The sequence below is a fragment of the Janthinobacterium leeuwenhoeki genome, from assembly GCF_051380795.1.
Classification (GTDB): domain Bacteria; phylum Pseudomonadota; class Gammaproteobacteria; order Burkholderiales; family Burkholderiaceae_D; genus Janthinobacterium.
In genome coordinates, this window is record NZ_JBNYXT010000031.1 from 18,175 (window position 1) to 43,636 (window position 25,462).

General features: G+C 63.6%; 27 protein-coding genes. 12 read left to right on the top strand and 15 right to left on the bottom strand.

Annotated features, from left to right (window positions below; all coding sequences use genetic code 11):
• Nucleotides 1-25 precede the first annotated feature (25 nt).
• Nucleotides 26-1,867, bottom strand: a complete 1,842-nt coding sequence (locus ACQ4WS_RS20120) for an esterase/lipase family protein (RefSeq protein WP_436478818.1) — start codon at nucleotides 1,865-1,867, stop codon at nucleotides 26-28.
• A 331-nt stretch (nucleotides 1,868-2,198) separates the two neighbouring features.
• Between ACQ4WS_RS20120 and ACQ4WS_RS20125 the strand changes: the two genes are divergently transcribed.
• Complete coding sequence (locus tag ACQ4WS_RS20125; RefSeq protein ID WP_436478819.1) at nucleotides 2,199-2,435, top strand: DUF3820 family protein; 237 nt, start codon at nucleotides 2,199-2,201, stop codon at nucleotides 2,433-2,435.
• 8 nt (nucleotides 2,436-2,443) lie between these two features.
• On the opposite strand, the gene ACQ4WS_RS20130 is transcribed toward ACQ4WS_RS20125, so the two are convergent.
• Complete coding sequence (locus ACQ4WS_RS20130) at nucleotides 2,444-2,827, bottom strand: glutaredoxin domain-containing protein (protein WP_436478820.1); 384 nt, start codon at nucleotides 2,825-2,827, stop codon at nucleotides 2,444-2,446.
• A gap of 106 nt (nucleotides 2,828-2,933) precedes the next feature.
• Here ACQ4WS_RS20130 and ACQ4WS_RS20135 point away from each other — a divergent pair, with 106 nt between their 5' ends.
• Nucleotides 2,934-3,476, top strand: coding sequence for a hypothetical protein (locus ACQ4WS_RS20135; protein WP_436478821.1), 543 nt, complete (start codon nucleotides 2,934-2,936; stop codon nucleotides 3,474-3,476).
• A gap of 28 nt (nucleotides 3,477-3,504) precedes the next feature.
• On the opposite strand, the gene ACQ4WS_RS20140 is transcribed toward ACQ4WS_RS20135, so the two are convergent.
• The gene (locus ACQ4WS_RS20140; RefSeq protein ID WP_436478822.1) at nucleotides 3,505-3,792 is read right to left on the bottom strand and encodes a protein kinase family protein; all 288 of its coding nucleotides are present in this window, start codon (nucleotides 3,790-3,792) and stop codon (nucleotides 3,505-3,507) included.
• 134 nt (nucleotides 3,793-3,926) lie between these two features.
• A complete protein-coding gene (locus ACQ4WS_RS20145) occupies nucleotides 3,927-4,415 on the bottom strand; it encodes an Lrp/AsnC family transcriptional regulator (protein ID WP_436478823.1) in 489 nt (162 codons plus the stop codon).
• A 77-nt stretch (nucleotides 4,416-4,492) separates the two neighbouring features.
• On the opposite strand from ACQ4WS_RS20145, the gene ACQ4WS_RS20150 reads away from it, so the two are divergent.
• Nucleotides 4,493-5,383, top strand: a complete 891-nt coding sequence (locus ACQ4WS_RS20150; RefSeq protein ID WP_436478824.1) for an EamA family transporter — start codon at nucleotides 4,493-4,495, stop codon at nucleotides 5,381-5,383.
• 13 nt (nucleotides 5,384-5,396) lie between these two features.
• On the opposite strand, the gene ACQ4WS_RS20155 is transcribed toward ACQ4WS_RS20150, so the two are convergent.
• Nucleotides 5,397-6,620: an MFS transporter gene (locus tag ACQ4WS_RS20155; protein WP_436478825.1), complete on the bottom strand. Its 1,224-nt coding sequence runs from the start codon at nucleotides 6,618-6,620 to the stop codon at nucleotides 5,397-5,399.
• A gap of 85 nt (nucleotides 6,621-6,705) precedes the next feature.
• Here ACQ4WS_RS20155 and ACQ4WS_RS20160 point away from each other — a divergent pair, with 85 nt between their 5' ends.
• Entirely contained in the window at nucleotides 6,706-7,632 is a 927-nt protein-coding gene (locus ACQ4WS_RS20160) for a LysR family transcriptional regulator (RefSeq protein WP_436478826.1), read from the top strand.
• Here ACQ4WS_RS20160 and ACQ4WS_RS20165 read toward each other — a convergent pair.
• Together ACQ4WS_RS20165 and ACQ4WS_RS20170 are read right to left on the bottom strand one after the other, a co-directional pair.
• Entirely contained in the window at nucleotides 7,629-9,788 is a 2,160-nt protein-coding gene (locus ACQ4WS_RS20165) for a putative bifunctional diguanylate cyclase/phosphodiesterase (protein WP_436478827.1), read from the bottom strand. The two genes, ACQ4WS_RS20160 and ACQ4WS_RS20165, sit on opposite strands and share 4 nt — an antisense overlap.
• Nucleotides 9,789-9,927: 139 nt before the next feature.
• Nucleotides 9,928-10,869, bottom strand: coding sequence for a LysR family transcriptional regulator (locus ACQ4WS_RS20170; RefSeq protein ID WP_436478828.1), 942 nt, complete (start codon nucleotides 10,867-10,869; stop codon nucleotides 9,928-9,930).
• A 166-nt stretch (nucleotides 10,870-11,035) separates the two neighbouring features.
• On the opposite strand from ACQ4WS_RS20170, the gene ACQ4WS_RS20175 reads away from it, so the two are divergent.
• The 6 genes from ACQ4WS_RS20175 to ACQ4WS_RS20200 all read left to right on the top strand — a co-directional run bounded on the left by ACQ4WS_RS20175 (nucleotide 11,036) and on the right by ACQ4WS_RS20200 (nucleotide 17,839).
• Nucleotides 11,036-11,737: a pirin family protein gene (locus ACQ4WS_RS20175; protein ID WP_436478829.1), complete on the top strand. Its 702-nt coding sequence runs from the start codon at nucleotides 11,036-11,038 to the stop codon at nucleotides 11,735-11,737.
• A 31-nt stretch (nucleotides 11,738-11,768) separates the two neighbouring features.
• Nucleotides 11,769-12,155 (top strand): DoxX family protein, encoded by a 387-nt coding sequence (locus tag ACQ4WS_RS20180; RefSeq protein WP_436478830.1) that lies wholly within the window; start codon nucleotides 11,769-11,771, stop codon nucleotides 12,153-12,155.
• 111 nt (nucleotides 12,156-12,266) lie between these two features.
• Nucleotides 12,267-14,516: a PhoX family protein gene (locus ACQ4WS_RS20185; RefSeq protein WP_436478831.1), complete on the top strand. Its 2,250-nt coding sequence runs from the start codon at nucleotides 12,267-12,269 to the stop codon at nucleotides 14,514-14,516.
• A 220-nt stretch (nucleotides 14,517-14,736) separates the two neighbouring features.
• Nucleotides 14,737-15,390 carry a GTP cyclohydrolase II gene (gene ribA / locus ACQ4WS_RS20190; RefSeq protein ID WP_436478832.1) on the top strand — a complete coding sequence of 218 codons (654 nt, stop codon included), beginning with the start codon at nucleotides 14,737-14,739 and terminating at the stop codon, nucleotides 15,388-15,390.
• Nucleotides 15,391-15,470: 80 nt separating this feature from the next.
• Nucleotides 15,471-16,862 (top strand): S1 family peptidase, encoded by a 1,392-nt coding sequence (locus tag ACQ4WS_RS20195; RefSeq protein ID WP_436478833.1) that lies wholly within the window; start codon nucleotides 15,471-15,473, stop codon nucleotides 16,860-16,862.
• Entirely contained in the window at nucleotides 16,859-17,839 is a 981-nt protein-coding gene (locus ACQ4WS_RS20200; protein ID WP_436478834.1) for an FHA domain-containing protein, read from the top strand. Before ACQ4WS_RS20195 ends, ACQ4WS_RS20200 begins: the two co-directional genes overlap by 4 nt.
• Before the next feature lie 74 nt (nucleotides 17,840-17,913).
• Here the strand turns inward: ACQ4WS_RS20200 and ACQ4WS_RS20205 are convergent, their stop codons facing one another.
• Nucleotides 17,914-18,570, bottom strand: coding sequence for a CCXG family PEP-CTERM protein (locus ACQ4WS_RS20205; RefSeq protein WP_436478835.1), 657 nt, complete (start codon nucleotides 18,568-18,570; stop codon nucleotides 17,914-17,916).
• Nucleotides 18,571-19,043: 473 nt separating this feature from the next.
• Between ACQ4WS_RS20205 and ACQ4WS_RS20210 the strand changes: the two genes are divergently transcribed.
• Complete coding sequence (locus ACQ4WS_RS20210) at nucleotides 19,044-19,433, top strand: MmcQ/YjbR family DNA-binding protein (protein WP_436478836.1); 390 nt, start codon at nucleotides 19,044-19,046, stop codon at nucleotides 19,431-19,433.
• Here ACQ4WS_RS20210 and ACQ4WS_RS20215 read toward each other — a convergent pair whose 3' ends face one another.
• Entirely contained in the window at nucleotides 19,434-20,054 is a 621-nt protein-coding gene (locus ACQ4WS_RS20215; protein WP_436478837.1) for a TetR/AcrR family transcriptional regulator, read from the bottom strand. It lies immediately after the preceding gene.
• 92 nt (nucleotides 20,055-20,146) lie between these two features.
• On the opposite strand from ACQ4WS_RS20215, the gene ACQ4WS_RS20220 reads away from it, so the two are divergent.
• Nucleotides 20,147-21,361: an MFS transporter gene (locus ACQ4WS_RS20220; protein ID WP_436478838.1), complete on the top strand. Its 1,215-nt coding sequence runs from the start codon at nucleotides 20,147-20,149 to the stop codon at nucleotides 21,359-21,361.
• Nucleotides 21,362-21,364: 3 nt separating this feature from the next.
• Here the strand turns inward: ACQ4WS_RS20220 and ACQ4WS_RS20225 are convergent, their stop codons facing one another.
• The 6 genes from ACQ4WS_RS20225 to ACQ4WS_RS20250 are packed head-to-tail and all read right to left on the bottom strand — an operon-like array spanning nucleotide 21,365 to nucleotide 25,450.
• Entirely contained in the window at nucleotides 21,365-21,667 is a 303-nt protein-coding gene (locus tag ACQ4WS_RS20225) for a hypothetical protein (protein WP_436478839.1), read from the bottom strand.
• A gap of 57 nt (nucleotides 21,668-21,724) precedes the next feature.
• Entirely contained in the window at nucleotides 21,725-22,888 is a 1,164-nt protein-coding gene (locus ACQ4WS_RS20230; RefSeq protein WP_436478840.1) for a PQQ-dependent sugar dehydrogenase, read from the bottom strand.
• 36 nt (nucleotides 22,889-22,924) lie between these two features.
• Nucleotides 22,925-23,425 carry a 2-C-methyl-D-erythritol 2,4-cyclodiphosphate synthase gene (gene ispF / locus ACQ4WS_RS20235; protein ID WP_436478841.1) on the bottom strand — a complete coding sequence of 167 codons (501 nt, stop codon included), beginning with the start codon at nucleotides 23,423-23,425 and terminating at the stop codon, nucleotides 22,925-22,927.
• Between the two features lie 17 nt (nucleotides 23,426-23,442).
• Nucleotides 23,443-24,168 carry a 2-C-methyl-D-erythritol 4-phosphate cytidylyltransferase gene (gene ispD, locus ACQ4WS_RS20240; RefSeq protein WP_436478842.1) on the bottom strand — a complete coding sequence of 242 codons (726 nt, stop codon included), beginning with the start codon at nucleotides 24,166-24,168 and terminating at the stop codon, nucleotides 23,443-23,445.
• Nucleotides 24,169-24,188: 20 nt separating this feature from the next.
• Nucleotides 24,189-24,884, bottom strand: coding sequence for a hypothetical protein (locus ACQ4WS_RS20245; RefSeq protein WP_436478843.1), 696 nt, complete (start codon nucleotides 24,882-24,884; stop codon nucleotides 24,189-24,191).
• An 8-nt stretch (nucleotides 24,885-24,892) separates the two neighbouring features.
• Nucleotides 24,893-25,450, bottom strand: a complete 558-nt coding sequence (locus ACQ4WS_RS20250) for an NUDIX domain-containing protein (protein ID WP_436478844.1) — start codon at nucleotides 25,448-25,450, stop codon at nucleotides 24,893-24,895.
• Nucleotides 25,451-25,462 lie beyond the last annotated feature (12 nt).

The following is a 25,462-nucleotide window of genomic DNA, read 5'->3' on the forward strand; positions in this document are numbered from 1 at the left end:
GGACAGGTCTATACATATCTGGCGCTTAGCGTGACAGGGGAGCGTTACCGGGACTGGTGCGCGGCTCCGGCTTTTCCATCTTTTTCGCCTTGTCACGCGGCTCCAGCTCAGGCAAGCTGGGATGCCACTGCTCCGCCTTGGCGGCGGGGGGCTCGAAATGGCGCCGTTGCGCGGCAGGCACTTGCGGGAAGCGTTCGCGCTCTGCCTGCAGGATGACGCCCAGTGCCGCATCGAGCGGCATTTTCACTGTCGCCACTTTCAGGCTGGCCGCGTCTTGCCGCAGCGAATCGACTTGCTCCATACTGCGCACCAGTTGCAGCGATGACTTGCTGTAAGCCTCCGTGTCCAGCCATGCGGGAATGGCGGGCATGAGCAATACCGGGGGGGCCTGGCCCGCGCTGCGCGGCTTGTCCGGATACCCATCGGGCGTACGCTCATACAACACATTCACGGAGCCTGAACGCAGCAGCAACTGCGCGTTCACCTGCGCCAGCAGCTTGCTGCGCAACTCGTTTGCTGCCGGCTGATAAAAGGCATCGATGCCGGCGCTGTGGAGCAGCGCCGCGGAAGCGACGTGCGTCAGGTTGGCGGCGGCCAGCAAGTCTGCCGTCAGCAGCCATTGTTCGGCGCTGGGCAGGCGCTTGATGGGCTCGCCAAGGGCGGCATGCGCCACTGTCGCCAGTTGCCCATTCATCTGACCGGGATCGCGCTGCAATGCCGCAATTTGTTCCGCATTGGCAGGGTCGCTCAGGTACTGGGCCAGGCCAGCCATCACCTTGATGGCATTGCGCTGGTGGCCCATGCGCAGGCGGGACAAGTCGGGTACCAGCACGCGCACCCTTTGCTCCGAGGGCAAATCGCTTTTCAAGGTGAAAGCATAGGTATTTTCATCGGCATCGACCCGCAGCGCCACGGTCAGCGTCTCGGTGGAATGCCCATTGATCGGCTGCGGACTGGCGCCAGGCGACACCAGCAAGGCGCGGCTGGACTTTTCCGCGATCCAGTACTTCATCCTGGCACGTCCCGTGTTCATCAGGCGGGCATTTTCTTCGGGCGCGGCCAGGGTAAACGTGTAGACATTCTTGTCGCGCTGAAAATCGGGCAACTCCAGCGGCACTCCCATCTGCAGCGGCAGCACATGCTCGATCAGCTGCCCCGACAGGAACATGTAAGCGGGATGCGTGGCCCGGTCGGGCTTGACGAGCGAAATGTGATCGGCATTATCGATCGCCACCGGGCGCCCGGCGCACACCCGCGTGGCGCTGCCCCATTGCACGATGCGCACGCCGCTCACATCGGCCGTTTCATAGGCGCAACTGACGCGCGGCTTGACCGCCAGGCTGGCCCAGTCGTCGCTGAGCTGCTTGAGCACATCATTGCTGTCCACCGGTCGCAGGTGCGACAGCGCGGGATTGCGCGCCACCAGATCCGCCAGCTGCGCCACCTGCGCCCCCTCCATGGGAGCACTGAACAAAACAATCAGCGGCACCTTTTCGGCCAGCTCGGGAGCCTTGTCCAGATTATTGGCCAGGTAGCGCATGATGACGAGCCCACCCATGCTGTGCCCGACAAACACGATGGCCGGGTAATCGAGCACGCCGGACGGCAGCAGATAGCTTTGCAGCTTGTTGGCCGCTTCGCGGATATCGAGCGAGCCATCCGTCATGATGTTGGAGCTGAAGCCGAAGGCATAGCTATCGACTTGTGGCCCCAGCCTGGTATCGCTCTTGAGCAAGCGAAAGAAACTCTCGCCTTGCCCGCCCGTCCACGTGCCGCGCGTGCTGCCAAAGATGCCATGCACAAACACCACGGCGATTCTATGCCGGGGATCGGCGCGCTCGACCCAGCCCGGATCCTCGCTATTCACGGGCGCCGGCCGGTGGCAGGCTGCCAGTAAAACAAGGCCAGCGGCAAGGCAAGCGGCGATGAGGGCTCGCCACCACCACTGGCGGCACAAAACGATAGCCGTTCGCATCGTTGCACTCCCTTTCCATGGTCACGCGCACCTGCATGCTGGCGCCAAGGCGCACTGGCAAGACAGTATGCGCCGCCAGCGCCCTACGCATGGCACCATTCGCCGATTGTTTGATCTGGCTAACACTGTCGTCAAAACCATGGAACCAATACACGCAAGTGACCTACAAACCGGCACGTACCGGCTCTGCTACACTGCACCACTAGCAAGGGAGAGCCGTCACATGAATTCAGAGAAACTGGCGCTGCTGGTCACGCGCGAAATGCCATATGGGAAATATCAGGGGCGCTTGCTGGCCGACTTGCCGGGACACTACCTGGGCTGGTTCGCGCGCGAGGGCTTCCCCTCGGGCGAACTGGGCAGTTTAATTGCGCTGATGTACGAGCTCGACCACAATGATTTGCGCGGCTTGCTCGACCCCTTGCGCACGCGCACATCGCCGTGGCGGCCTGGGGAATAAAGCAGGTCTTAAAACTGGCGCATCTTCTTCGCCAGCATGGCGCTGAACTCGCCATTTTCCACCAGCTTTTGCAGCTCGCTGGCGCCACCGATGAGCACGCCATTGACAAAAACCATGGGGAAAGTCGGCCAGCCCGTCCACATTTTCAAGGCATTGCGGCGGTGCCACTGGTTCAGATAGCTGCCATATTGCAAGTACTGGTAGGGCGTGCCCAGCACGTCGAGGATCTTGCGCGCCTTGCGAGGGAACGGATTGTGCGCCATGCCGACCACCACCACCTGGTGCGCGGCGATGGCCGCCTGCACTTCGCGCACAATGTCCTTGTGCTTGCTGCCGATCAAAGGGCGGGCGGCGGGATGGATCTGGGCTTCGTCAAGGATGGCGCGGGTCATGAAAGTCCTGGGGTCAGTAGCACGTAGCGTGCGGATCACGCATTGTGACACGCGCACAGGCTGGCGTGCGCTACACTGCGCCTCTTCTCCTCTTCGCGTGAAATATATGCAAGGAATCACTCCCAAGTCTGCATGCCGCAGCCGCCGCCTGCTCGGCTCGCTTCTGCTGGCCACCTGCTGCGCCAGCGCCTGCGCCACCGCCAATGGCGAGCTCGAAACGGGCTTGCAGCATGCGCTGCACCTGAAAAAGGGCACGACGGACAGAGTCGGCACCTCGGGCAAGGCCATCGAAGCCTACATGCGCGAAGGCTACCTCGGCAAGCACCCCGACCAGCGCGCCGACTACACTGATTACTACCTGCTGAAGAAGCCGGCCAGCTTCATGGGACATGAACTGGTGCTCATCGAGGAAGAATACATCACGCAATACATCGGCTGCTGCGTCAGCCCCGGCGCCGGCGTGACGGTGAAGGTGCGCGGCAACACGCAAAACCTGCAAGCGTTCGCCCGCGCCCAGCGCTGCACCTTGACCGACCCTGTCGATGTTCAACATGCACTGAGCGAGGTTGCCATCAAGACCAGGCTGCCCAAGGGCCATTACGCCGCATTAAGCTGCCGGGAACGCGACGCGGAGCGCGATGAGCCGTGATGGCCAACAGCTATTCGCTGGATCGCATTCAAAACAGCTCGTCGAGCAGCAAGTAAAATTGCAGCTTGCCTTGATCGGCATCAAGGATCCCATATTGCTGCACAAACCTTTGCTGTCGCGCGGCGTCCAACTCACCGAGCGCACGCCAGACGACGGCGCCTTCCTGCAGGCGGATATTTTCCAGCGAGAAGTCGCCATGCGTGACGACGGGGTCGGGCGTGATCGGCAGGCAGGCCTGCTCCGGGTCTGCCGCGCGGGCGAATTGCGCCACCGTCGGCACGGGGCAATACTGCGCCAGCCAGCGCAGCCGCGCCATTTCATCGGCGATATCGGCAGCGGCAACAGCGCTGCCGTACTTCAGGTACAGGTCCGGCGCGCGGGCTGGCGCGCATGGCTGCCGTCACGGCGGCTTGCTGGCTGTTGGAGATGCTCATTTGGCTTGCCTTTTCTCTATCCCAGCGGCACGTGCAAGCCCATCTTGAGGCAAGTCAGGGCCACCGAGGTGCGGTAGCGCCGGATATTGTCGTCGCCGCCGAACAGGCGTTCCGTCAGCGCTTCGTATTCGGCCATGCTGCTGGCAGTAATGATCAGCAGGTAATCGGCCTCGCCCGTGATTCCGTAGCACTGCTGAATGGCAGGCTCGGCCATGATGCGCGCGCGCATGCCGGCCGTGCGCTGCGGGTGCTCGTCGTGCAAATGCACTTCCACCGTCAAGATCAGGGGACGACCCAGGCGGCTGGCGTCGAGCACGGCCACTTCATGACGGATCACCCCGCTTTCGCGCAGGCGGCGGATGCGCCGCTGCACGGCCGGCGCCGACAGGTGCACGGCCTGGGCGATTTCGCGCTGCGAGGTCGTGTTATCGCGCTGCAAGATGTCCAGGATCGCCAGGTCGAAGGCGTCGAGGGTGATGGAAGGCGTGAGCGAAAGTTGCGTCATGAAGGTCAAAATGCAGTACAAATATCAGAGCAGACACAATAAACTTTCGCTATTTCGATATCAAGCCTTTTATCACCATGCCATTCCGCCGCTATTCCTCGTTTATTCCCTTGCTGGCCATCCTCGGCTCCGTCACCTGCCTGGGACTGGGCACGTCATGGGCCAAGCACAGCCTGTTCCCGCTGGTCGGCGCACAGGGCACGACAGCCGTGCGCGTGGGCTTTTCCGCCTTGCTGCTGTTGCTGTTCTGGCGCCCGTGGCGCTGGCAGCTGAGCCGCGCCGACCTGCGCACGGTGGCCCTGTACGGCGCGGCGCTGGGCTTGACCAACCTGTGTTTCTACATGGCCTTGCGCACGATCCCTTTCGGCATCGCCGTGGCGATCGAATTCTCCGGCCCGCTGGCCGTGGCGCTGCTGGCCTCGCGCCGCCCGCTCGACTTCGTCTGGGTGGCCTTGGCCGTGGCGGGACTGGCGCTGCTGCTGCCGCTGGGTCACGACGTCAGCAAGCTCGATCCCACCGGCGTGCTGTTCGCGCTGGGCGCCGCCGTGTGCTGGGCCACCTATATCATCTTCGGCAAGCGCGCCAGCCATTTGCATGCGGGCCATTCCGTCTCGCTGGGCCTGGCCATGGCCGCGCTGGTGGTGGTGCCCGTCGGCGTGGTTCACAGCGGCACCGCCCTGCTCTCGCCGGTGGTACTGGCGGTGGGGCTGGGCGTGGCCCTCATTTCCAGCGCCATTCCCATTTCGCTGGAAATGGTGGCCCTGAAGCGGCTGACGCCGCAAGCCTTCGGCATCATGAGCAGCATGGAACCGGCCGTGGCGGCCATGCTGGCGTTCATCCTGCTGGACGAACGCCTGGACGCCCCGCAATGGCTGGCCATCGCCATGATCATGGCCGCGTCGATGGGCAGTTCGTACATGGCGCAGCGCATGAGGAAACCGGCGCCGGCCGCCGCCGTGCATACCTGAACCCTCTTTGCCCTCAGTGCACGGCCGCACCCGCCACATGGGCGGCCAGCTTCTTGCGCGCCAGCCACGCCAGCGGCAGCAAGGCGAGCAATGCGGCAGCTACGCCGGCCCATGGCGACGACGCCATCATCTGGCGCGACACCATTAACGCACCGAGCATCGAGCCGAAGGAAATGCCCAGATTAAACGCGGAAATATTCAGGCCCGAGGCGAAGTCGACCGCTTGCGGCGTGTAGCGTTCTGCCGTGGCCAGCATGCCGGCCTGCAGGGCGGGCGACAGGCCGAAGGCGAACACGCCCCAGACGAACAGCATCACCGTCATCATCAAGGGCGAAGCGATGCTCAGCGCCACGCCCGCTTGCGTGACTGCCAGCAACAGCAGCATCAGGCGCAAGGCCTTTTGCCAGCCCAGGTGACTGGTCAGGTAGCCGCCCGCCAGGTTGCCGGCAAAGGTGGCGGCGCCAAAGACGATCAGCAAGGCGCTGGCCATGGTGGCGGAAAAGCCCGTCACCTCCGTCAGGATGGGCGTTATGAACGTAAAAGCGGCAAAGCTGCTGCCGAAGCCCAATGTGGTCACCGCCATCATGGTCAAAATGGGACCGCTGCCGAGGGCCGCCAGCTGCGTCATGACCTTGCCGCCCTTGCCTTGCGCTAAATTGGCCGGCAGCCAGCGCGCCATGGCCACCAGGCCCAGCGCAGCGAGCACGACGACGGCAAAGAAAGGCAAGCGCCAGCCCATCAGGTTGCCCAGGAAACTGCCGAACGGTACGCCGATCACCATGGCCAAAGTCAATCCCGCAAACATCACGGAAATCGCCCTACCCGTCTGCGCCTTGCTGACCAGGCTGGCGGCCACGGTGGCGCCGATGGCAAAGAAGGTGCCGTGCGCCACGGCCGTAATGACCCGGCCCAGCAGCAATAGTTCAAACGTGTGGGAAAAGGCCGCCAGCAAGTTGCCGGCGAGGAACACGCTCATCAGCCCCAGCAGGGCCGCCTTGCGCGGCAAACGCGACATCAGCAGCACCAGCAGCGGCGTGCCGATGGCCAGCGCCAGCGCATACAGGCTCACCAGCGAGCCGGCCGATTCGATGGAAATATGCAAATCTTTCGCGATGGTGGGCAGGATGCCGACGACGATGAATTCGGTGACGCCGATGGCAAAGGCGCCGACGGCCAGCGCCAGCACGCCGGGCGGCATCTTGCTGGCTGGAGGTGAAACAGGGCTTGCGGTGGTCATGGATTTCTCCGGCAGAGTTCAAGCCAGCCAGTGTATCGATGCAAGTGCTTTTGATATAGACTCTAATAATGGAAACACCTGTGAAATGGATTCAATAATGGCGCGGCAAGACATCAACCGAGCGTTCGAGATGGCCGTGTTTGCCGCTGTGGTGGAAACGGGCGCCTTTTCCGCCGCCGCGCGCCGCCTGGACTTGACGCCATCGGCCGTCAGCAAGCTCGTCAATCGCCTGGAAGCGCGGCTCGGCGCCCGTCTGCTCCAGCGCAGCACGCGCCAGTTGCACACCACGCCCGAGGGCGACGCCTTCTTTGTGCAATGCAAGCGCATCCTCGACGATATCGATGGCGCCGAGCGCGAAGCGGCGCAAGGGGCGGCGCCGCGCGGGCGCTTGCGCATCAATTGTTTCGTGCCGTTCGGCGTGCGCCATCTGCTGCCCATCCTGCCCGAGTTCGCGCAGCGCTATCCCGACATCGTGCTTGACGTCGTCGTCAGCGACGCCATCGTCGACTTGCTGGAAGACCGCACCGACATCGCCATCCGCACGGGCAAGCTGAAGGAATCAAATCTGGTGGCGCGGAAACTGGGCGAAGACGCGATGGTCGTCGTCGCCGCCCCTGCCTACGTGGCGCGCCACGGCCTGCCGCGCACGCCGCAGGACTTATCGAAGCACAATCTGCTGGCATTCAACTTCCGCTGCCAGAACGAAAACTGGCCCTTCCTCGATGAGGCTGGCAACATCATGCAAGTGGCGCCGCAAGGCAATACTTGCGTCAGCGATGGGGAAAGCATGCGCCAGCTGGTGCTGGCGGGCATGGGACTGGGACGCTTTTCGCGCCAGCATGTGCAGCGCGATATTGCGCAAGGCGATTTGATACCCGTGCTGCAGGACTACAATCCGGGCGACAAGGAACTCGTGCACGCCGTCTTCGTGGGGCCGGGCCTGCAAGTGCCCGCCCGCGTGCGCGTGATGCTCGATTACCTGCTGGAAAAAGTGAACTTGAGCGTTGCTTAAGCCACCGCCGCGTCCAGCCGCAACTGCCGGCCTTCATCGAGCATCAGCTCGAATTCCGCCGCCGGCACGGCTGGGCTGAACAGATAGCCTTGCAGCTGGTCGCAACCGAGTTCGCGCAGGAAACGCATCTGCTCGGCCGTTTCCACCCCTTCGGCGACGATTTCCTGGCGCAGCTGCTGCGCCATGGTGACGATGGCGCGGGCGATGGCGCAATCGTTTTCCTCGAAGGGCAAGCCGATGACAAACGAGCGGTCGATTTTCAATGTGCTGATGGGGAATTTCTTCAGATACGCCAGGCTGGAATAGCCGGTGCCGAAGTCGTCCAGCGCCAGCGCCAGGCCCATGGCCACCAGCTGATTCATGATGTCGATGACCTTGTCGGCGCCGCGCATCAACAGGCTTTCCGTGATTTCCAGCATGATCTGGTCGGGCCGCACGCCATAGCGTTCCAGCACGGCCGCTATGCGCGCCGGCAACTGTTCATCGAACTGGCGCGCCGACAGATTGACGGCGATGGCCGGCATGTGCAGGCCCCGGTCTTCCCAGCTGCGGATCTGGCGGCAGGCCTCGTCCAGCACCCAAGTGCCCAGTTCTAAAATTAAACTAGTTTCCTCGGCGACGGGGATGAAGACGCCCGGCGAGACCATGCCGCGCATCGGATGCTTCCAGCGCAGCAAGGCTTCCGCGCCCACGATGCGTCCGCTGGCCAGGCTCACTTTCGGCTGGTAATGCAATTCCAGCTCCTTGTCGCCCAAGGCCAGGCGCATTTCGCTTTCCAGGCGCAAATGTTCCTTGGCCCTGCGGTTCATGTCTTCGCGGTAAAACAGGAAGGTCGATTCGATGGTCTGGCCCGCCTTGGCCACGGCCACGTCGGCAAAACGGAACAGGGCCGGCGCTTCCATGCCGTCTTCCGGATACACGGTAATGCCGATACTGGCGCCCACGTGCAGGGCGTGCGTATCGATATTGATCGGCGCTTCAAGCAGGTTGAGCAGCTTTTGCGCCACATTCGCCGCGTGTTCGCGCTTTTCGATATGCAGCAGGGCGACGACGAACTTGCTGTTGTCGACCCGCGCCAGGATGTCGGCGTCGCGCAGGGCGCCACGGAACAGCTGACCGATGGCGATCACCAACTGGTCGCCCACTTCATGGCCCAGGGTATCGCTGATGGAACCGATGCGGCTGATGTCGATGACCATCAGCGCGCCATGCGAGCCCTGGCGTTTCGCTTCGGCCAGGCCCTGGTCGACCAATTGATTCAGCAGGCAGCGGTTGGGCAAGCCCGTCAGGCTGTCGTAGTTGGCCATGCGCTGCATGCGCGCCTCGGCATCCTTGTGCACCGAGATATCGGAAAACAGGGAAAACACGTGGCTGATTTCGCCGAACTCGTCACGCACGACGCTGATGGTGACGTCTTGCGGGAACAGTTCGCCATTCTTGCGCTTGCCGATGATTTCGCCGCGCCAGGAACCGTGTCCCCGCATGGCGGCGCGCACCTTGGCGCGGAAATCGGGGTCGTGCACGCCCGAGCGCAGCAAGTCCGGCGTGCGGCCGATGGCTTCGGCCGGCGAGTAGCCGGTGATGCGGCTAAAGGAACTGTTGATCGAGACGATGCGCTCTTCCGCATCCGTGATCAGCACGGCTTGCTCGCTATCTTCGATGATGCGCGCGTGCAACCTCACCTTGTCGACGTCGGACAGCGGCTCGCTCATGGCCGACAGGCGCACGGCCGTGCCGCATGCCTTGCCAGCCTGGTCGAAGATCACGTGGCGGTGCATGCGCAACCACGTCACCATGCCCGACTTCTTGCGCCGGCGCACATCGGTGGCCACGTCGCCCTGCGTGAAATGCAGCTCCAGCACGCTCGCTTCCGCGTCGTCTTCCGGATACAAAAACAGGATGTGCTGGCCCAGCGCTTCCAGTTCGGAATAGCCGAACATCTGTTCGGCGCCATGGTTCCAGCCGATCAAAAAGCCGTCGGGATCGATTTCCAGCAAGGCGTCGGGGGGCGCCACGCGCACCACGGGCCGGCTGGCGCCGCGCAGCCGCTCCAGCTCTTCCTCCAGCCGCGCCAGGGTGGCGGCCTGCTGCGGCCCCGCCTGTTCACGGGCATCCTCGGCCAGGCGCAGGCACAGCGCAACCTTCGCCTCAAGCATGGCATCCCCACTCTAAAGCCAGGTCAGGGGAAACTATCAGGGGCGCTGCGGTGTGTGTAATCATCAAAATCCCACTGTGGGGCGTGGAGGTCGGGCCGGAAATACTGTGAATATGGTAACTTAAAAGTGTTGGCGTATGTCAACATTTTAAGGCCTGGGCCGAATGGCCCGGCAGATGCTGCGCCAGGCGGGCAAACACATGCGGTTCGCGCATGCGCGCCATCCACCAGCGCAGCGCGGCGCCATCCTCGCCCACGCGCCACGCCAGGTAAAACGTTTCCGATGGTTTTGGCTCTTCCACGGCCTTTTCTACCAGCAAGCCGCGCGCGATGGCGGCGCGGGCGCACGGCCCCGGCAGGAAGCCAAAACCCAGCCCCAGCACCTGGTAATCGAACTTGACCTGCATGTTCGGCACGCTCAAGGCATCTTGTCCCAGCAGCAGTCCCACCGTGCGCGGCGCCATCTGGCGCGCCGAATCGGCCACCACCACGGCGCGATGCTGCTGCAGGTGGCCGCGCGACAAGGGTTCCGCCACCTGCGCCAGCGGATGCGTGGGCGCCACAGTAAACACGAAGTCGAGCATGCCGATCGGCTGCGCGATATAACCGCCACCGGCTGGCCCGTCGCCGGGCGCACCCACCAGCAAGTCGACGCGCCGGTCCAGCAGCGCTTCCCAGGTGCCCGACAAGGTGTCTTGCGACAGGCGCAAACGCGTCTGCTGCGCCACGCCGTAAAAGGCGCGCACGTCGTCGGCCAGGGCCACGGCGGAAAACATGGAATCGATGCCGATGGACAATTCCGTCTCCCAGCCGGACGCTACCCTTCGCACGCGGTGCTCAAGGTCCTGTGCCGCCTTCAACAAATAACGGCCCTCTTTCAGCAACTCCTGGCCGGCCGCCGTCAGCATGACTTTCGGGCCATTGCGCTGGAACACTTGCACGCCCAGGTCGTCTTCCAGCTTGGCCACCGTATAGGAAATGGTAGACGGGACTTTATGCAACTCCTTGCCCGCCGACGAGAACGATCCGCGGCGGTCGATGGCGTCGACGATTTGCAGCGCTTCCAGGCTCAGTCTTAACATTCGATTTTTTCGATCATAGCGCGGTAGATTTTCCGTTTTTCTTTCCCTGCGCAGGCGCCTATACTTTGTTCATCGTACAGCGAAGGGCAGAGAAAAGCCACGGCGTAGCGCCAGGCAACGGCCCTTCGAAATTATCGCACATTAACCTTTAGAAACGGAGTCCACCATGTTACAGATTCGTCATAGCGAAGAACGCGGCGCCGCCAACCACGGCTGGCTCAACTCCCACCACAGCTTTTCCTTCGGCAGCTACCATGATCCCTTGCACATGGGCTTCGGCCCCCTGCTGGTAATCAATGAAGACCGGGTCACGCCTGGCCAGGGTTTCGGCACGCACGGCCACCGCGACATGGAAATCATTTCGTATGTGCTCGACGGCGCCCTGGAACACAAGGACAGCATGGGTACCGGCTCCGTCCTGCACTACGGCGATGTGCAGCGCATGAGCGCCGGCAGCGGCGTGCGCCACAGCGAGTTCAACCATTCAAACACGGATGGCTTGCACTTCCTGCAGATCTGGATCCAGCCGAACGTGACGGGCATTCCGCCCAGCTATGAAGAGAAACACTTCACGCCGGAAAGCAAACGCGGCAAGCTGCGTTTGATCGCCTCCTCCGACGGTCGCCAGGGTTCCGTGCTGATCCACCAGGATGCGGCCATCTACGCCAGCATCCTGCAGCAAGGCGAACAGGCCGAACATGCGCTGGAAGAAGGCCGCCACGCCTATGTGCACCTGATCCGTGGCAGCCTGGTCGTCAACGGCACGCCACTGAAAGCGGGCGATGCGCTGAAACTGACGCAAGAGGCCAGCGTGACAATTACCCAGCCGGAAGACGCGGAATTTCTGCTCTTCGACCTGCCAAAATAATTAACAGCTAAATATACAGGAAGAGAAAATCATGGAAAACAGAACCAACGTATTGCTCCCCCTCGGCCGTGCCGCCCTTGGCGTGCTGTTCTTTGTCTCGGGCTTGCTGAAAATCGGCGGCTTTGCGGGTGTGGCCGGCTACATGGCCAGCCAGGGCTTGCCAATCGCCAATATCTTGCTGGTGGGGGTGATTATCCTGGAAGTGGGCGGTGGCCTGCTGCTGATCACGGGCTGGCAGGCGCGCTGGGCGGCGCTGGCCCTGGCGCTGTTCCTGATCCCCACCACGGTGATCTTCCACGCCTTCTGGAGCGCCGATGCGGCCCACTTCCAGGACCAGCTGACGAACTTCCTGAAGAACCTGTCCATCTTTGGCGGCATGTTGCTGCTGGTGGAGCGCGGTTTTCGCCAGGCCAGATAAGGCCGGGGGCTGCCTGTCACCGTTTTGTCATCAAGCTGACATGGCGCTGTCACATTAGCTGATTATCATGCGATTGCCATTTAATCACGCAACCACAGGACATCGCAGCCCATGAACAAGCCCAACGATCTGGCCATCAGCGCCACCGATCTGAACGACATTGACAGCAACGCGTCCCACGACAACCACTTCAACAGCATCCTGAACGCCCGCCTGAGCCGCCGCAACTGGTTGCGCGGCAGCGCCGTCACGGCCGCTACCGCCGTCATGGGTTCGATGGGATTGTCCGCTTGCGGCGGCGGCAGCGATGCAGCCGCCGTCACGCCGACGCCGACACCGACGCCAACGCCGGAAAAACTGCTGGCCTTCACGGCCGTGCCGAAAAGCCTGGCTGACGTCGTGTCGGTGCCTGCCGGCTACACGGCCACGGCCCTGTATGCGCTGGGCGACTCGCTGCGCGCGGCCACGCCCGCCTACAAGAACGACGGCAGCGATACCGATTTCGACAACCGCGCCGGCGACCACCACGACGGCATGGAATACTACGGCCTGTCCGCCGCCGGCGCGCCGCTGGCGTCCGGCGCCGAGCGGGGCTTGCTGGCGATGAACCACGAAGCAACCACCGACGAAAAACTGTCCTCGCACTTCCTGCACGTGAATGGCGGCACCACCTCGCTGCCGCGTCCCGCCGCCGAAGTCGACAAGGAAGTGGCCGTCCACGGCCTGAGCGTGGTCGAAGTCAAGAAGACGGGCAGCGCCTGGGCCACCGTCAACGATTCCGCTTTCAACCGCCGCGTCACGCCGCTGACGGACATCGAAATCTCCGGCCCCGTGCGCGGCAACGCCCTCGTGGTGACCAAGTATTCGCCGACCGGCACCAAGACGCGCGGCACCATCAACAACTGCGGCACGGGCAAGTCGCCTTGGGGCAGCTACCTTTCCGGCGAAGAAAACTGGGCCGGCTATTTCACCCGCTCGGCCACCGACAACGCCGCGCGCGGCGACAAGTCCGTCGCTTCGCTGAACCGCTATGGCCGCAGCCAGGGCGCCGGCTCGCGCCACGGCTGGGAAACGGGCGGCAGCGACGACAAGTACGCGCGCTGGAATCTGAGCAAGATTGGCACCTCCGCCAATGGCAGCGACGACTACCGCAATGAATTGAACGGCATGGGCTACATCGTCGAGATGGACCCGTATGACAAGACCCGTGCCATCCGCAAGCGCACGGCGCTGGGCCGCTACGCGCACGAAAGCGCCGCCTTCAGCGTGCCGGCCGTGGGCCAGCAGTTGGCCGTCTACATGGGCGACGATTCGCGCAACGAATACATCTACAAGTTCGTCACGACGGCCGTGTGGGCCGCCGCAGACGCCAACCCGGCCGACCGCATGGCCACCGGCGACAAATACCTCGATTCGGGCAAGCTGTACGTGGCCAAGCTGGCCGCCGACGGCACGGGCCAGTGGATCGAGCTGGCCATGTCGAACGCGCTGATCCAGGCGTACAGCGCCTACAAATTCGCCGACCTGGCCGATGTGCTGGTGAATGCCCGCCTGGCGGCCGACGCCGTGGGCGCGACGAAGATGGACCGTCCGGAATGGTGCTCGGTCAACCCGGCGAATGGCGAGATCTATTACACGCTGACCAACAACTCGAACCGCACCGTCAACCCGAGCGGCTCGTCGCAGCTGGCGCCGGACAGCGCCAACCCGCGCGCCTACACGGACATGAAGGGCAGCAGCGCGCAGAACGGCAACCCGAACGGCCATATCATCCGCTTCAAGGAAGGCACGGGCGCAGCCGCAGCCACCAGCTTTACCTGGGATGTCTACCTGTTTGGCGCCGAGAGCGGCGCCGACGCCAGCAAGATCAACCTGTCGAACCTGACGGCCGACCAGGATTTCTCGAGCCCGGACGGCCTGGCCTTCAGCCCCTACACGGGCATCTGCTGGATCCAGACCGACGACGGCGCCTACACGGATGTGACCAACTGCATGATGCTGGCAGCCATCCCCGGCAAGGTCGGCGACGGCGCCAAGTCCACCCTGAACTATGCCACGGCAGCCGGCGGCAACCTGGCGGTCGACACCTTCATCGGCAAGAAACCCACGGCCGACACGCTCAAGCGCTTCCTGGTAGGGCCGGTCGGCTCGGAAATCACGGGCATCAGCGAAACGCCTGATGGCAAGACCATGTTCATCAACATCCAGCATCCGGGCGAAAACACTGCGCTGGCCAATATCGGCGATCCGTCCAAATACACGAGCCAGTGGCCGGCCAACGCCGGTTATGGCGCCGGCAAGCGGCCACGCTCGGCCACCATCGTGATCACCAAGAACGACGGCGGACGCATCGGCAGCTGATGTCCCGTGCCTGGCGGAGGCATCCGCCAGGCAAAGCCAGCAATTCACCTTGTAAAAGGAGGAAGTGCCCCTAAGTAAGGCTTATCACCCGACATTGCAACGACCGAATGGCAGCGGGGGAAAACGTTTCCCTGCTTTTTGGTATGATGGCAAGGCGCGCCGGCATCGGAGTGGTGTGGCGCGCCTTTTATTTTTGATAATTACTTATATGAGCACAACCATGCAAAGCGGCGCAGACCTCCTGGCGACAGGCGAATTGGATTACACGACTTCCTGCGCACTGCCGACGCCGTGGGCCCAGTTCACCCTGCACGCCTTTGTCGAACACGCCACGGGCAAGGAACACCTGGCCATGGTGCTGGGTGATATCGGCAACGGCGAACCGGTGCTGGCGCGCGTGCATTCCGAGTGCCTGACGGGCGACGTGCTGTTTTCCCAGCGCTGCGACTGCGGCGCGCAGCTCGAAGGCGCCTTGAAACGCATCGCCGAGGAAGGCCGCGGCATTTTGCTGTACCTGCGCCAGGAAGGGCGTGGCATCGGCCTGATCAACAAGATCCGCGCCTACCGCCTGCAAGAGGCCGGCGCCGACACGGTGCAGGCGAATGAACAGCTGGGCTTCAAGGCCGACGCGCGCAACTACACCTTGTGCCAGCCCATGTTTGCGCAGTTCGGCATCCACAGCCTGCGTTTGATGACGAACAACCCGCGCAAGATCGCCGCCATGGAAGCGCTGGGCATCACGGTGGCCGAACGGGTGCCGTTGCTGGTCAACCGCAACGCCTTCAACCAGCACTACCTGAATACCAAGCAAAGCAAGCTGGGTCACATGATGACGCCGGAAACGGCGCCGGCGCTGGAAGACGGCGCCCTGTAATTCCCGGGCCGGCGCGCGGCGGCGCGTCACCTGGGCGCCGGCCCGCGCCCGCTTCGCTCCTGCTCACGCATAAAGGATGCATGAAATTATCTAACTACGCCTGCTTGCTGGCCAGCCTGTGCGCTGGCGCTGGCGCACACGCGGCCCCGGCGCCTGCGCCAGCGGCGCCCCCCACCGCTTCGACTCCCCCCATCAAACCGCCGCCGGCCACCGCCGCGCCCGCCGCCACCGAGCATGCGGCCCTGCCGCCGCCTTCGTCCGCCGCGCAAAAGCTGTACACGGCCGCGCGCGCCGATATCCTGCAAGTGCGCGTGCTGCTGAAAAACGGCCGCACGCAGTCGTCCGTCGGCTCGGGCTTTTTGATCGGCACGGGCGACCTGGTGGTGAGCAACTATCACGTCGTGTCGCAATTCGCCCTCGAGCCGGATACCTATGTGGGCGAATGGGTCGACACCAGCGGCCAGCGCGGCAATGTCGAATTGCTGGCCGTGGACGTGCTGCACGACCTGGCCGTGCTGCGCGTGAACCGCCACGGCACGGGTTTTTTCAAGATGCCCGAGCCGCTGGCGCCCCTGACGCAGGGCCAGTACCTGTACTCGATGGGCAATCCGCTGGACCTCGGCTTCGCCATCTCGGAAGGCTCGTACAACGGCGTCGTCACGCGCAGCTTCTACGATCAGCTGATGTTTACGGGGCCGATCAATTCCGGCATGAGCGGCGGCCCCAGCGTCACCGCGAATGGCGACGTCGCCGGCATCAATGTCTCGAAACGCCTCGATGGTGAACTCGTCAGTTTTCTCGTGCCCGCCCGCTATGCCCAGCAATTGCTGGCCAAGGTGGCCCAGCAAGGCAAGCCGCCGAAGGACTTCAAGCCGCTGGTGACGGCACAGCTGCTGGCGCACCAGGAAGTCATGCTGGCGCGCCTGCTGGGCACGCCCTTGAGCCTGAAAGCCATGGGCCCGTACCGCGTGCCCGTGCGCGAATCCGACCAGATGCGCTGCTGGGGCCGTTCCAACGTCAAGTCCGACAAGCCCTATATGCTCGACAACACCAGCTGCGCCATGGAATCGGCCATCTTCATCTCTGGCGCCCTGCAGACGGGACAAGTGTCGATGCGCCATGAATTCTTGCGCAGCAGCGAACTGGGCGCCCTGCGCTTCTCGGAGCTGGCCAGCGCTTCGTTCAAGAATGAAAGTTTCGGCAGCTACAAAAGCGCCCACCTGACGGGGCCCCATTGCACCGAACAGTTCGTCAAGAACAAGACCCTGCCCTTGCGCGCCGTCCTGTGCGTGCGCGCCTACCGCAAGTTGACGGGCCTGTACGACTTTGCCCTGCTGGCCGCCAGTACCGATGAGCCACTCATGAGCCTGCAAAGCCGCATCGACGCGCGCGGCGTGTCCTACGCCAACGGCATGCGCGTCACGCGCACCTTCCTCGAAGCGCTATCGCGGGAAAGTGGGCGCAAGCCATGAAGCCGCCCTATTTCATCGAAATCCTCGCCGAGAATGGCGAAGTGCGGCAACGCCAGCCGATTGCATCCCTGCCGATCCGTATCGGGCGCGGCTATGACAACGACTTCATCCTCGACGATGCGCATACGGCCGCCGCGCACGCCATCGTCGAGGACGACGGCGCAGGCGGCCTGCTGCTGCGCGACCTGGGCAGCCAGAATGGCGTGATCCACCGGGGGCAGCGGCAACTGCAAGTGGCCATGACTGGCAACAGCATCGTGCGCCTGGGCCACACGCGTCTGCGCGTGCGCGCCAGCGACCATCCCGTGGCGCCCGAACTGGGCGACACGACCAGGCACGACTGGGAAGGCTTGCACCCCGCCGTCGCCGGCCTGGCCATGATCGGCGCCTCGGCCGCCTTCAGCAACTGGCTCAGTGATGCGGACGCCTTCGAGCCGATTTCCTACCTGATGATCATCGCCTACGCGCTGGCCGGCGGCCTCGTGTGGGCGTCGATCTGGGCCGTGGCAAACCGTTTGTTTGGCCATGTGGCGCGCTTCGGCCGCCACCTGTTCATCATCGGCTGCGGCTTGCTGGCCATGGAAGTGTGGGAACTGGGCAGCAATGTGGCGGCGTATGCGCTGTCGCTGGAAGTGCTGACGCGCTACGGACGGCATATGTTTATCGTCATTGTATGCGCCATGATCTACTACCATTTGTGCACGATCAAGCCGCAGCATCCGCGCCGCTTCGGCCTCGTTGCCATCGTGCTGGCCATCCTCGGCTCGACCCTGATCCTGCTGAGCAACCTGCAGAGCAGCGGCCGCCTGGCCGACGAGCAGTATATGTCCGCGATCTACCCGCCCGCCTTGCGCCTGAGCCCGGATCACACGACGGACGCCTTCTTGCGCGATGCGGCCAGCCTGCAGCGCGCCGTCGACGCCGAGCGGGGCAAGGCGGCCAAGGGTGCCGACGAAGACGAAGACGGCGGCGACTGACAACGCGCATGCAAAAAAAAACCGCCGTGTCCTGACAGACCGGCGGGCTTTTTATTACTGCTTAGAACTTGCGCTTAGAACTTGGCTTCCTGCTTGCGGCGCGCCGTAAAGCCCAGCAAGCCCAGGCCGATCAACAGCATGGCGTAGGTGGTTGGCTCAGGGACTGCCGAGATCAAGCCATCATTGGCGCCGAAGCTGACGAAATTGTTATTGCCCGCCTTGAACTGCGCTTGCTGGCCGCCATCGCAGCAGCCTTCCAGGCCGAAGATGCTCAGGGTATGGTTGCCGGCCGACAGGGATCTCGAACCGCCAAGGAACTGGCTGCCATTGTTGTAGTTGCCTGCCCACCACATGTCATTGCTCTTGAAGTCCAGCGCCACGCCGTCGAGGAACAAGGCGCCGCCCTTGCCGAAATCGACGCCGGTGCGGAAGCTCCACGCACCGGCATTGGCCGCGCTGACGCCGAAGTTGATGGTCGATTTGAAAGCGATATTCGAAGCGCTGCCAAACAGGCTGCTGTTATCGACGTTGTTATAGCTGGCGACCGAGGTCGAGCCATAACCGGCGCCCGGCGTGGCCACGGCGGCATTCACCACTGCCTGATAAGCGGCGGCGGAAGCTTGCGCGCCAGCGTTCGAGTAGCCGGTGGACAGGGTGATGGTGCTGGCGTTCGCGTGGGCAAACACACCGACAGCGATCAGGGACAAGGCGATTTTAGGCAAGTTTTTCATGATGGTATCCAGTAAGTAAGTATTCAGTGAGGGCAGCTAGGAGCACTGGAGCTGAATACACGCTGCATTGAGGCGTGCCGGCTTAGCGCAAGAATTGCAAGGATGAGCGGTCTGTGGCGTGGACTTCCGCGTGAAACTGCGGACTTGCAGCGTGCCATGACGACACTGCAAGCGTCCTGGAAAGGGTTCGGGTTCCCGGGACAAGGCCAGTCGATTGACGGGTCAGGTAAGACGATGAGCGTATTCTATCTTAAATTTCCAAAAGGAAAAGTATTTTTCTTTTAACCATGAGAGATATTTTTCTAGCAATATCCTTCCCGGCACAGGAAAGTGCCAACTCTCGCTCTGGCGCACTGGCCATACGCCCATCTCGGTAGCCCGTGGCGTGTCGCGGCGGTACCACAGAGCAGCCCGCCACTGTCGCATCTTGCGCATTTCTTTTCACATGCCGCTGCACCACTGGGCGAAACAGCATGGCAAAATGCACCCATGCAGCTATCTGTCCGATGAGGGGGGAAGAGGAAATGGTCGACCTGGAAGAACTACGCTATCTGGCACTGTCGTTTCCCGACACCACCGAGGAAGAACACCACGAGCGTCCGGCCTTCCGCGTGGGCGGGAAGATCTTTGCCACCCTGCCCGACGACGAGCACATCAACGTACTGCTCGATGCGGAAGCGGCGCATATCGCCACCGTCATCACGCCAGCGGGCTGCGAGAAACTCTGGTGGGGCGAACGCCTGGCCGGCATCACGGTGCGCCTGGCGGACGCCGAGCTGGACATGCTGGCCGCCGCCCTGACGGCCGCCTGGCGGCGCAAGGCGCCCAGCGAACTGGCCAAGACCATCGCCCCGACAGAGTAGTTACAGCGGCCAGTTGCGCAGCAGCAATCCGACCATCTGCTGCAATTGCTCGCGCGAGACGCCGGCGGCGGCCTGGATGGCCATGCCCTGCGACAGGGTCACGACAAAGCGCGCCTGCTGCTCCGGACAGGAATCGGGCGGCAAATCACCCTCTTCCCTGGCGCGCCGCAAACGGTCGCGCAATTTGATTTCACCGCGCAGCCGGCGCGCAAACAATTCATCGCGGATCGGCAAGGCATCGTCGCTGCAGGCCAGCGCCGCATTGACGCCCATGCAGCCGTGCGGGCCATCGGGCATGGTTTGCGCGTCAACATATTGCGTCAGCAAGGCTTCCACCACCTGGCGCGCCGTCGGCTGCTCCAGCGCCGCATCGAAAAACCGCATGCGCGTGTCGCTGTAGCGCTCCAACGCCTTGTGGAATAATTGCTCCTTGTTGCCGAAGACGGCATACAGGCTGGGCCGGTTCATGCCCATGGCTTTCGTCAATTCCGGCAGGGAACTGCCCTCATAGCCTTTTTCCCAGAACACTTTCATGGCGCAATCGAGCGCTTCGTCCGCGTCGAAGGTGCGCGGCCGCCCCGTTTTCGCCTTGGCCGCTGCTTCTTTTTTATCTTGTTTCATACCGTTCGGTAAAAAATTATTGACAACACTGTCTGCCTGCCCTGATTATATACCGACCGGTTAAAAACCTCCCAGCTTTTCAGGAACCTCACATGCAAACACTTTCCAACACTTCTGGCGACGATACCACCGTGGCGCCGTGGCTGGCCGTCCTGTCGGTCGGCATCGGCGCCTTCGCCCTCGTCACCTCCGAATTCCTGCCTGTCGGCCTGCTGCCGGCCATGGCCGCCGAACTGGCCATCAGCAAGGGCCAGGCGGGGCTGATGATCACCACGCCCGGCATCGTCGCCGCATTTGCCGCCATCTTCGTCACCGTCGGTTCGGGCCGCCTGGACCGCCGCATCGTGCTGCTGGCCCTCACGGCCCTGCTGGTCGCATCGAACCTGCTGGTGGCGCTGGCCCCCTCGTATGCGTGGATACTGCTGGGCCGCGCCATGCTGGGCGTGGGCGTGGGCGGCTTCTGGGCCATCGGCAGCGCCATCGGCCCGCGCCTGGTGGCGCCGCAACATGCGTCGCGCGCCATGTCCATCATCTTCGCCGGCGTCTCGCTGGGCACGGTGGCGGGCGTGCCGGCCGGCGCGCTGGTGGGCGAGCTGGTCGGCTGGCGGGTGGCTTTCGGCGCGGCCAGCGCCATTGCCGTACTGGTCTTCCTCGGTCAGTTGCTGCTGTTACCCAAGCTGCCACCGACACAGGCCATCCGCTTGTGCCAGTTGCCGATGATTTTCAGCATCCGCAAGGCGCGCCTGGGCCTGATCGCCACGGCCATGCTCTTCACGGGCCAGTTCTCCGCCTACACATATATCGCGCCTTTCCTCACGCAAATCTCGCACCTGGCAGCCGGTACGGTCAGCGCCATGCTGCTGGTGTATGGCGCTGCCGGCTTCATCGGCAACCTCGCGGGCGGCTGGGCCGCCGGCCGCTACGAACGGGCCGCGCTGATGGTGACGGGCGCCGTGCTGGGCTTGTCCACCCTGGCCCTGGCCGCGTTCGGCAGCCATTCGGTGACAGCCATGCTGCTGGTGGCCGTCTGGGGCTTCGGTTTCGGCGCCATGCCGATCGCCGTGCAGACGTGGATGTTCAAGGCGGCGCCACATTTGATGGAAGGCAGCAGCGCGCTGTTTGTCGCCATCGTGCAAGTGTCGCTGGCGTCCGGCGCCTTGCTCGGAGGCATGGCCGTCGACCGGCTGGGCGTATCGAGTGCGATGCTGGTGGGCGGCCTGTTCGCCCTCGGCTGCGCCTTGACGATCGCGTTCTTCGGCAAGCCGCGGGCCAGCAGCAAGGCCGGCGCAGCCTGCATCACCTCGTAGGTATCAAATGCGGCCGCGGCGGAATTCGCCGAGGAATTTCGTCACTTCGGCCGGCGTCATGAGCACATCCGCATCGCCGTAATACGCGTACAGGAAGGGCGTACCGCCCAGGCGGTCCGTCAGTTTGGCAAAGAGTAAAAAGCGGCTGCCGAGCGGGTAGCGCTGCACGTCCACCAGGCGGCGCGCGCATTGCACGGCCAGCTCCGGCGAAAAGGCCTGGCCCGGCACGGGGCGGATTTCCACACGGCCATGAATGGCGCGCGATTCGACGGCGACGTGCCGGTATGCATAAGTATCACGGGCCATGCCGCCACCTTGAATGAAGTAAAGGCGCCATCTTAAGCGAAGATGGCACCTGCCGTGCTACTGCGCCACGATGCGCAGCAAGCGGCCATTATCTTCGTCCGTCAGCGCATACAGATAGCCGTCCGGGCCCTGGCGCACGTCGCGCACGCGCGCGCCGATGGCCAGGCGGTCCTGTCCCGTCACCTTGCCATTCGTATCGACGGCGATGCGGCGGATATCCTTGGCCGCCAGGCCGCCGCTGAAGATGCTGCCGCGCCAGGCGGCAATCTTGTCGCCCGTGTAGACGGCCAGGCCCGAGGGCGCCGGCGATGGCACCCAGGCCACGCTGGGATTGAGCATGCCGGCCACTTCGTGCTTGCCAACGGGTTCATGCGTCTTGTAGTCGGCGCCATAGCTTTGCAGGGGCCAGCCATAGTTGCCGCCCGCTACCACCAGGTTCAGCTCGTCGCCGCCATACGGACCGTGTTCCGTGGCCCACACGCGGCCAGAAACGGGGTCGAGCGCCAGGCCCTGCACGTTGCGGTGGCCATACGACCAGATTTCCGGCAAGGCGCCCTTGGCCGCCAGCGGATTGCCGGGCGCCGGCTTGCCCTCGTCCGTCAGGCGCAGGATGGAGCCCTGGTGCGTGGCCAGGTTTTGCGCCTGCTCGCGCGCCAGGCGATCGCCGATGCGCAGCGGCGGGTTGCCGCCGTCGGCCACGCTCATCAGCAAAGTGCCATCCGGCAACCACAGCAGGCGAGAACCGAAGTGCTGGCCGCCGCTCTTGTCCGTGGCCACCTTGAACAGGGTCTGGATGCCCGTCACCTTCTTGCCATCGAACACGCCGCGCACGAGGGTCGTGCGGTTCGCGTCATTCGTGCCCGTCGACAGCGTCATGTACACGCGTGACGTGGCCTTGCCCGTATCCTGCGGATGAATCACGATATCGAGCAAGCCACCCTGCCCGCCCGTAAATACCTTGGGCATGCCTTCCAGCGCCACATCTTCGAATTTCTTGCCATTCAGTAAATGCAATGTGCCCTGCTTGCTGGTGACGAGCGCGCGTCCCTCGCCCAGCCAGGCAATGCCCCACGGCTGGCGCACGCCCTGCGCGACAGTCTCGGCCTTCCAGCCCTGTCTGGCGGCGGGCGGCTCGCCCGTGGCTGGCAGTTCGGCCCAGGCCGATGGTGCGGCGGTCAGTGCCCATGCAAGCAAGATGCTGGTACGGCGTAGCTGGAACATGCTCTCTCCTGTCAGTGGTCGATCGTCGGTGGCGTATCAGGCGCGCAGCAGCAAGGCCACGGCTTCGGCCGCGATGCCCTCTTCGCGGCCCAGGTAGCCCAGTTTTTCATTCGTCTTGGCCTTGATGTTGACCTGGCCCACACTCACGCCCAGGTCGTCGGCCACGTTGGCGCACATGGCGGCGATGTGCGGCGCCATTTTCGGGCGCTGGGCGATGATGGTGGCGTCGATATTGCCGATGATATAACCGGTGGCTTGCACGCGGCGCACGGCTTCGCGCAGCAGGGTGCGCGAATCGGCGCCCTTGAATTGCGCGTCCGTATCGGGGAAATGGCGGCCGATGTCGCCCAGCGCGGCGGCGCCGAAGATGGCGTCCGTAATAGCGTGCAGCAGCACGTCGGCGTCGGAGTGGCCGAGCAAGCCCAGGTGATGGGGGATTTTCACGCCGCCGATGATCAGGTCGCGGTTTTCCACCAGTGCGTGGCAGTCATAGCCCTGGCCGATGCGAAATGGGAGGACGGGAGTCGTTGTGTGCATGCAAGTCTCTTGTAAGGTCAGGAATTGGCCAAATACAGCTCGGCCGTGTGTATGTCGCGCGGCAAGGTCACCTTCAGGTTGCGCGGGTGGCCTTCGACCAACTTGGGCGCCAGGCCCAGCGCTTCGACGGCGCTGGCGTCGTCGGTAATCGCTTGCGGATCGGGCGCTTCGGATAACGCCCGGTGCAGCAAGGCATAGCTGAACATTTGCGGCGTCTGCGCCAGCCACAGGCCGTCGCGCGGCACCGTCTGCGCCGACATGCTGGCGCCACCCGTGCCCGGCCCCGTCCGCTTGACGGTATCGACCACGGGCAAGGCCAGCAGGCCGCCGGCCGCATGCTCACCCACTTCCATGATCAGCTTTGCGATCAGCGCCGGCGTGAGGCCGGGGCGCGCCGCGTCGTGCACCAGCACCTGGTCGTGGGCGGCTATGCTGCCCTGCACGGCGTGCAAGCCATTCAGGATGCTTTCCATGCGCGTGGCGCCGCCGCAGCGCAACACCGATACGCCAAACCCTGCGCCCTGCTCGGGCACGACCGTGTCAATCACGCCATCCTCGGCGCTGACGACCACATAGGTGTGCGCAATCAGGGGACTGGCGAGAAAGGCGTCGAGCGCATGGCGTAGCATGGGCTTGCCGGCGATGGGCAAATATTGCTTGGGACTGCCCGCTGCCATGCGCGCGCCCACGCCGGCGGCGGGGATCAGCGCAAAGTAGCGGATGGTGTTCGGTGCTGCTGTCATGCCATTCCTCATCTAATTTCCTAGTTGGCGGGCCCTGCCTTGCCCGCCAGAATGTTCTGGATTTCGCCCTTGCACGCCTTGCCCAGGCGCGCGTATTCTTGTGGAGAATCGATGGCCGCCTGCAAGGTTTCCACCTTGCGCATTTCCGCCTTGATATACGGCAACCAGCCCGTGTCGATCTCGCGCGCCAGCGCCGCCTTGGCCGTGCCGCTGGGCGCATACAAGGGCCGCGCCTCAAAGCGTTTGGCCAGCGCGGCGCGCACGGTCTTTTCCACGCGCGGCAAGTGTTCCATATAGGTTTTCATGTGCCGCAGCTCGTGCGCGAGTATCTCATCATACGCGCAAGTGCCGGGGGCAAACTCGCGGCCGATATAGATCACCACGGGCGCATAGGTGAGGGTCACGGTAATCTGCGGTGCCACGCATTCGTAGCCGCTGACCGGGTCTTGCAGCATGGGGCCGGCCAGGGCGATGGCCACGCGCGAATCCGTCTTCGTCAATCCCAGCACCCAGGTGTTGGCGCGCGCCATGCCCTTCATCACCGTCAGGGCCTTGTATGGCAGATGCGTGTCGATGCTGTAGCCGTTCTGCTGCGCCGTCAGCACGGACACCGTCTTGCTGATCGTGTCTTCGCAGCGCACCTGGAACGGCGTGCGCGCCTGCGCCTGTGCACCAAAGGTGACACAGGCAAGCAGCAGGAAAAGAGCCATACGCATGCGCAGGATCAAGCCGCTTGCCAGGCGCCGCTGGTAATCTTGTCGAGCCAGAAGATGCCAATGACGGTTTTCACGTCGGTGATCGTGCCATCCCTGACCCAGTCGAGCAGCTGCGGCACCGTGGCCGTGAACGTTTCCAGGAATTCACCCTCGTCGAGCTGGCGTTCGCCGGCGACCAGGCCGCGCGCCAGAAACAGCTCCAGATGTTCATCCGAATACGCGATGGCGTTATGGATGGTGGAGACGAATCGCCAGTCGCTGGCCGTGTAGCCCGTCTCTTCCAGCAACTCGCGCTGGGCGCAAGCCAGGTGGGATTCTCCCGCATCGATCTTGCCGGCGGGGAATTCAATGAAGACCCGGTCCAGCGGATAGCGGTACTGGCGTTCCATCAGCACCGTGCCATCGTCGAGCAGCGGCAGGATGACGACGGCGCCCGGATGCAGGACGAATTCGCGCGCCGTGATCTTGCCGTCCGGCAGGGCGACCCGGTCGCGCTGCACGCGCAGGAAGCCGCCCTGGTAGACGAGCTCGCCGTCGACCTTGGTTTCAATCAGATTCGTATCCATGGGATTCCTTTA

What these genes read in the sequence shown, in the direction of transcription:
- ACQ4WS_RS20225 (WP_436478839.1), bottom strand. Translation starts at nt 21,667, where the DNA reads ATGGCCCGTGATACTTATGCATACCGGCACGTCGCCGTCGAATCGCGC.
- ACQ4WS_RS20200 (WP_436478834.1), top strand. Translation starts at nt 16,859, where the DNA reads ATGAAGCCGCCCTATTTCATCGAAATCCTCGCCGAGAATGGCGAAGTG.
- ACQ4WS_RS20180 (WP_436478830.1), top strand. Translation starts at nt 11,769, where the DNA reads ATGGAAAACAGAACCAACGTATTGCTCCCCCTCGGCCGTGCCGCCCTT.
- ispF (WP_436478841.1), bottom strand. Translation starts at nt 23,425, where the DNA reads ATGCACACAACGACTCCCGTCCTCCCATTTCGCATCGGCCAGGGCTAT.
- ispD (WP_436478842.1), bottom strand. Translation starts at nt 24,168, where the DNA reads ATGACAGCAGCACCGAACACCATCCGCTACTTTGCGCTGATCCCCGCC.
- ACQ4WS_RS20220 (WP_436478838.1), top strand. Translation starts at nt 20,147, where the DNA reads ATGCAAACACTTTCCAACACTTCTGGCGACGATACCACCGTGGCGCCG.
- ACQ4WS_RS20130 (WP_436478820.1), bottom strand. Translation starts at nt 2,827, where the DNA reads ATGACCCGCGCCATCCTTGACGAAGCCCAGATCCATCCCGCCGCCCGC.
- ACQ4WS_RS20135 (WP_436478821.1), top strand. Translation starts at nt 2,934, where the DNA reads ATGCAAGGAATCACTCCCAAGTCTGCATGCCGCAGCCGCCGCCTGCTC.
- ACQ4WS_RS20230 (WP_436478840.1), bottom strand. Translation starts at nt 22,888, where the DNA reads ATGTTCCAGCTACGCCGTACCAGCATCTTGCTTGCATGGGCACTGACC.
- ribA (WP_436478832.1), top strand. Translation starts at nt 14,737, where the DNA reads ATGCAAAGCGGCGCAGACCTCCTGGCGACAGGCGAATTGGATTACACG.
- ACQ4WS_RS20250 (WP_436478844.1), bottom strand. Translation starts at nt 25,450, where the DNA reads ATGGATACGAATCTGATTGAAACCAAGGTCGACGGCGAGCTCGTCTAC.
- ACQ4WS_RS20185 (WP_436478831.1), top strand. Translation starts at nt 12,267, where the DNA reads ATGAACAAGCCCAACGATCTGGCCATCAGCGCCACCGATCTGAACGAC.
- ACQ4WS_RS20195 (WP_436478833.1), top strand. Translation starts at nt 15,471, where the DNA reads ATGAAATTATCTAACTACGCCTGCTTGCTGGCCAGCCTGTGCGCTGGC.
- ACQ4WS_RS20215 (WP_436478837.1), bottom strand. Translation starts at nt 20,054, where the DNA reads ATGAAACAAGATAAAAAAGAAGCAGCGGCCAAGGCGAAAACGGGGCGG.
- ACQ4WS_RS20245 (WP_436478843.1), bottom strand. Translation starts at nt 24,884, where the DNA reads ATGCGTATGGCTCTTTTCCTGCTGCTTGCCTGTGTCACCTTTGGTGCA.
- ACQ4WS_RS20155 (WP_436478825.1), bottom strand. Translation starts at nt 6,620, where the DNA reads ATGACCACCGCAAGCCCTGTTTCACCTCCAGCCAGCAAGATGCCGCCC.
- ACQ4WS_RS20140 (WP_436478822.1), bottom strand. Translation starts at nt 3,792, where the DNA reads ATGGCGCGGCTGCGCTGGCTGGCGCAGTATTGCCCCGTGCCGACGGTG.
- ACQ4WS_RS20205 (WP_436478835.1), bottom strand. Translation starts at nt 18,570, where the DNA reads ATGAAAAACTTGCCTAAAATCGCCTTGTCCCTGATCGCTGTCGGTGTG.
- ACQ4WS_RS20145 (WP_436478823.1), bottom strand. Translation starts at nt 4,415, where the DNA reads ATGACGCAACTTTCGCTCACGCCTTCCATCACCCTCGACGCCTTCGAC.
- ACQ4WS_RS20170 (WP_436478828.1), bottom strand. Translation starts at nt 10,869, where the DNA reads ATGTTAAGACTGAGCCTGGAAGCGCTGCAAATCGTCGACGCCATCGAC.
- ACQ4WS_RS20165 (WP_436478827.1), bottom strand. Translation starts at nt 9,788, where the DNA reads ATGCTTGAGGCGAAGGTTGCGCTGTGCCTGCGCCTGGCCGAGGATGCC.
- ACQ4WS_RS20160 (WP_436478826.1), top strand. Translation starts at nt 6,706, where the DNA reads ATGGATTCAATAATGGCGCGGCAAGACATCAACCGAGCGTTCGAGATG.
- ACQ4WS_RS20210 (WP_436478836.1), top strand. Translation starts at nt 19,044, where the DNA reads ATGGCAAAATGCACCCATGCAGCTATCTGTCCGATGAGGGGGGAAGAG.
- ACQ4WS_RS20150 (WP_436478824.1), top strand. Translation starts at nt 4,493, where the DNA reads ATGCCATTCCGCCGCTATTCCTCGTTTATTCCCTTGCTGGCCATCCTC.
- ACQ4WS_RS20175 (WP_436478829.1), top strand. Translation starts at nt 11,036, where the DNA reads ATGTTACAGATTCGTCATAGCGAAGAACGCGGCGCCGCCAACCACGGC.
- ACQ4WS_RS20125 (WP_436478819.1), top strand. Translation starts at nt 2,199, where the DNA reads ATGAATTCAGAGAAACTGGCGCTGCTGGTCACGCGCGAAATGCCATAT.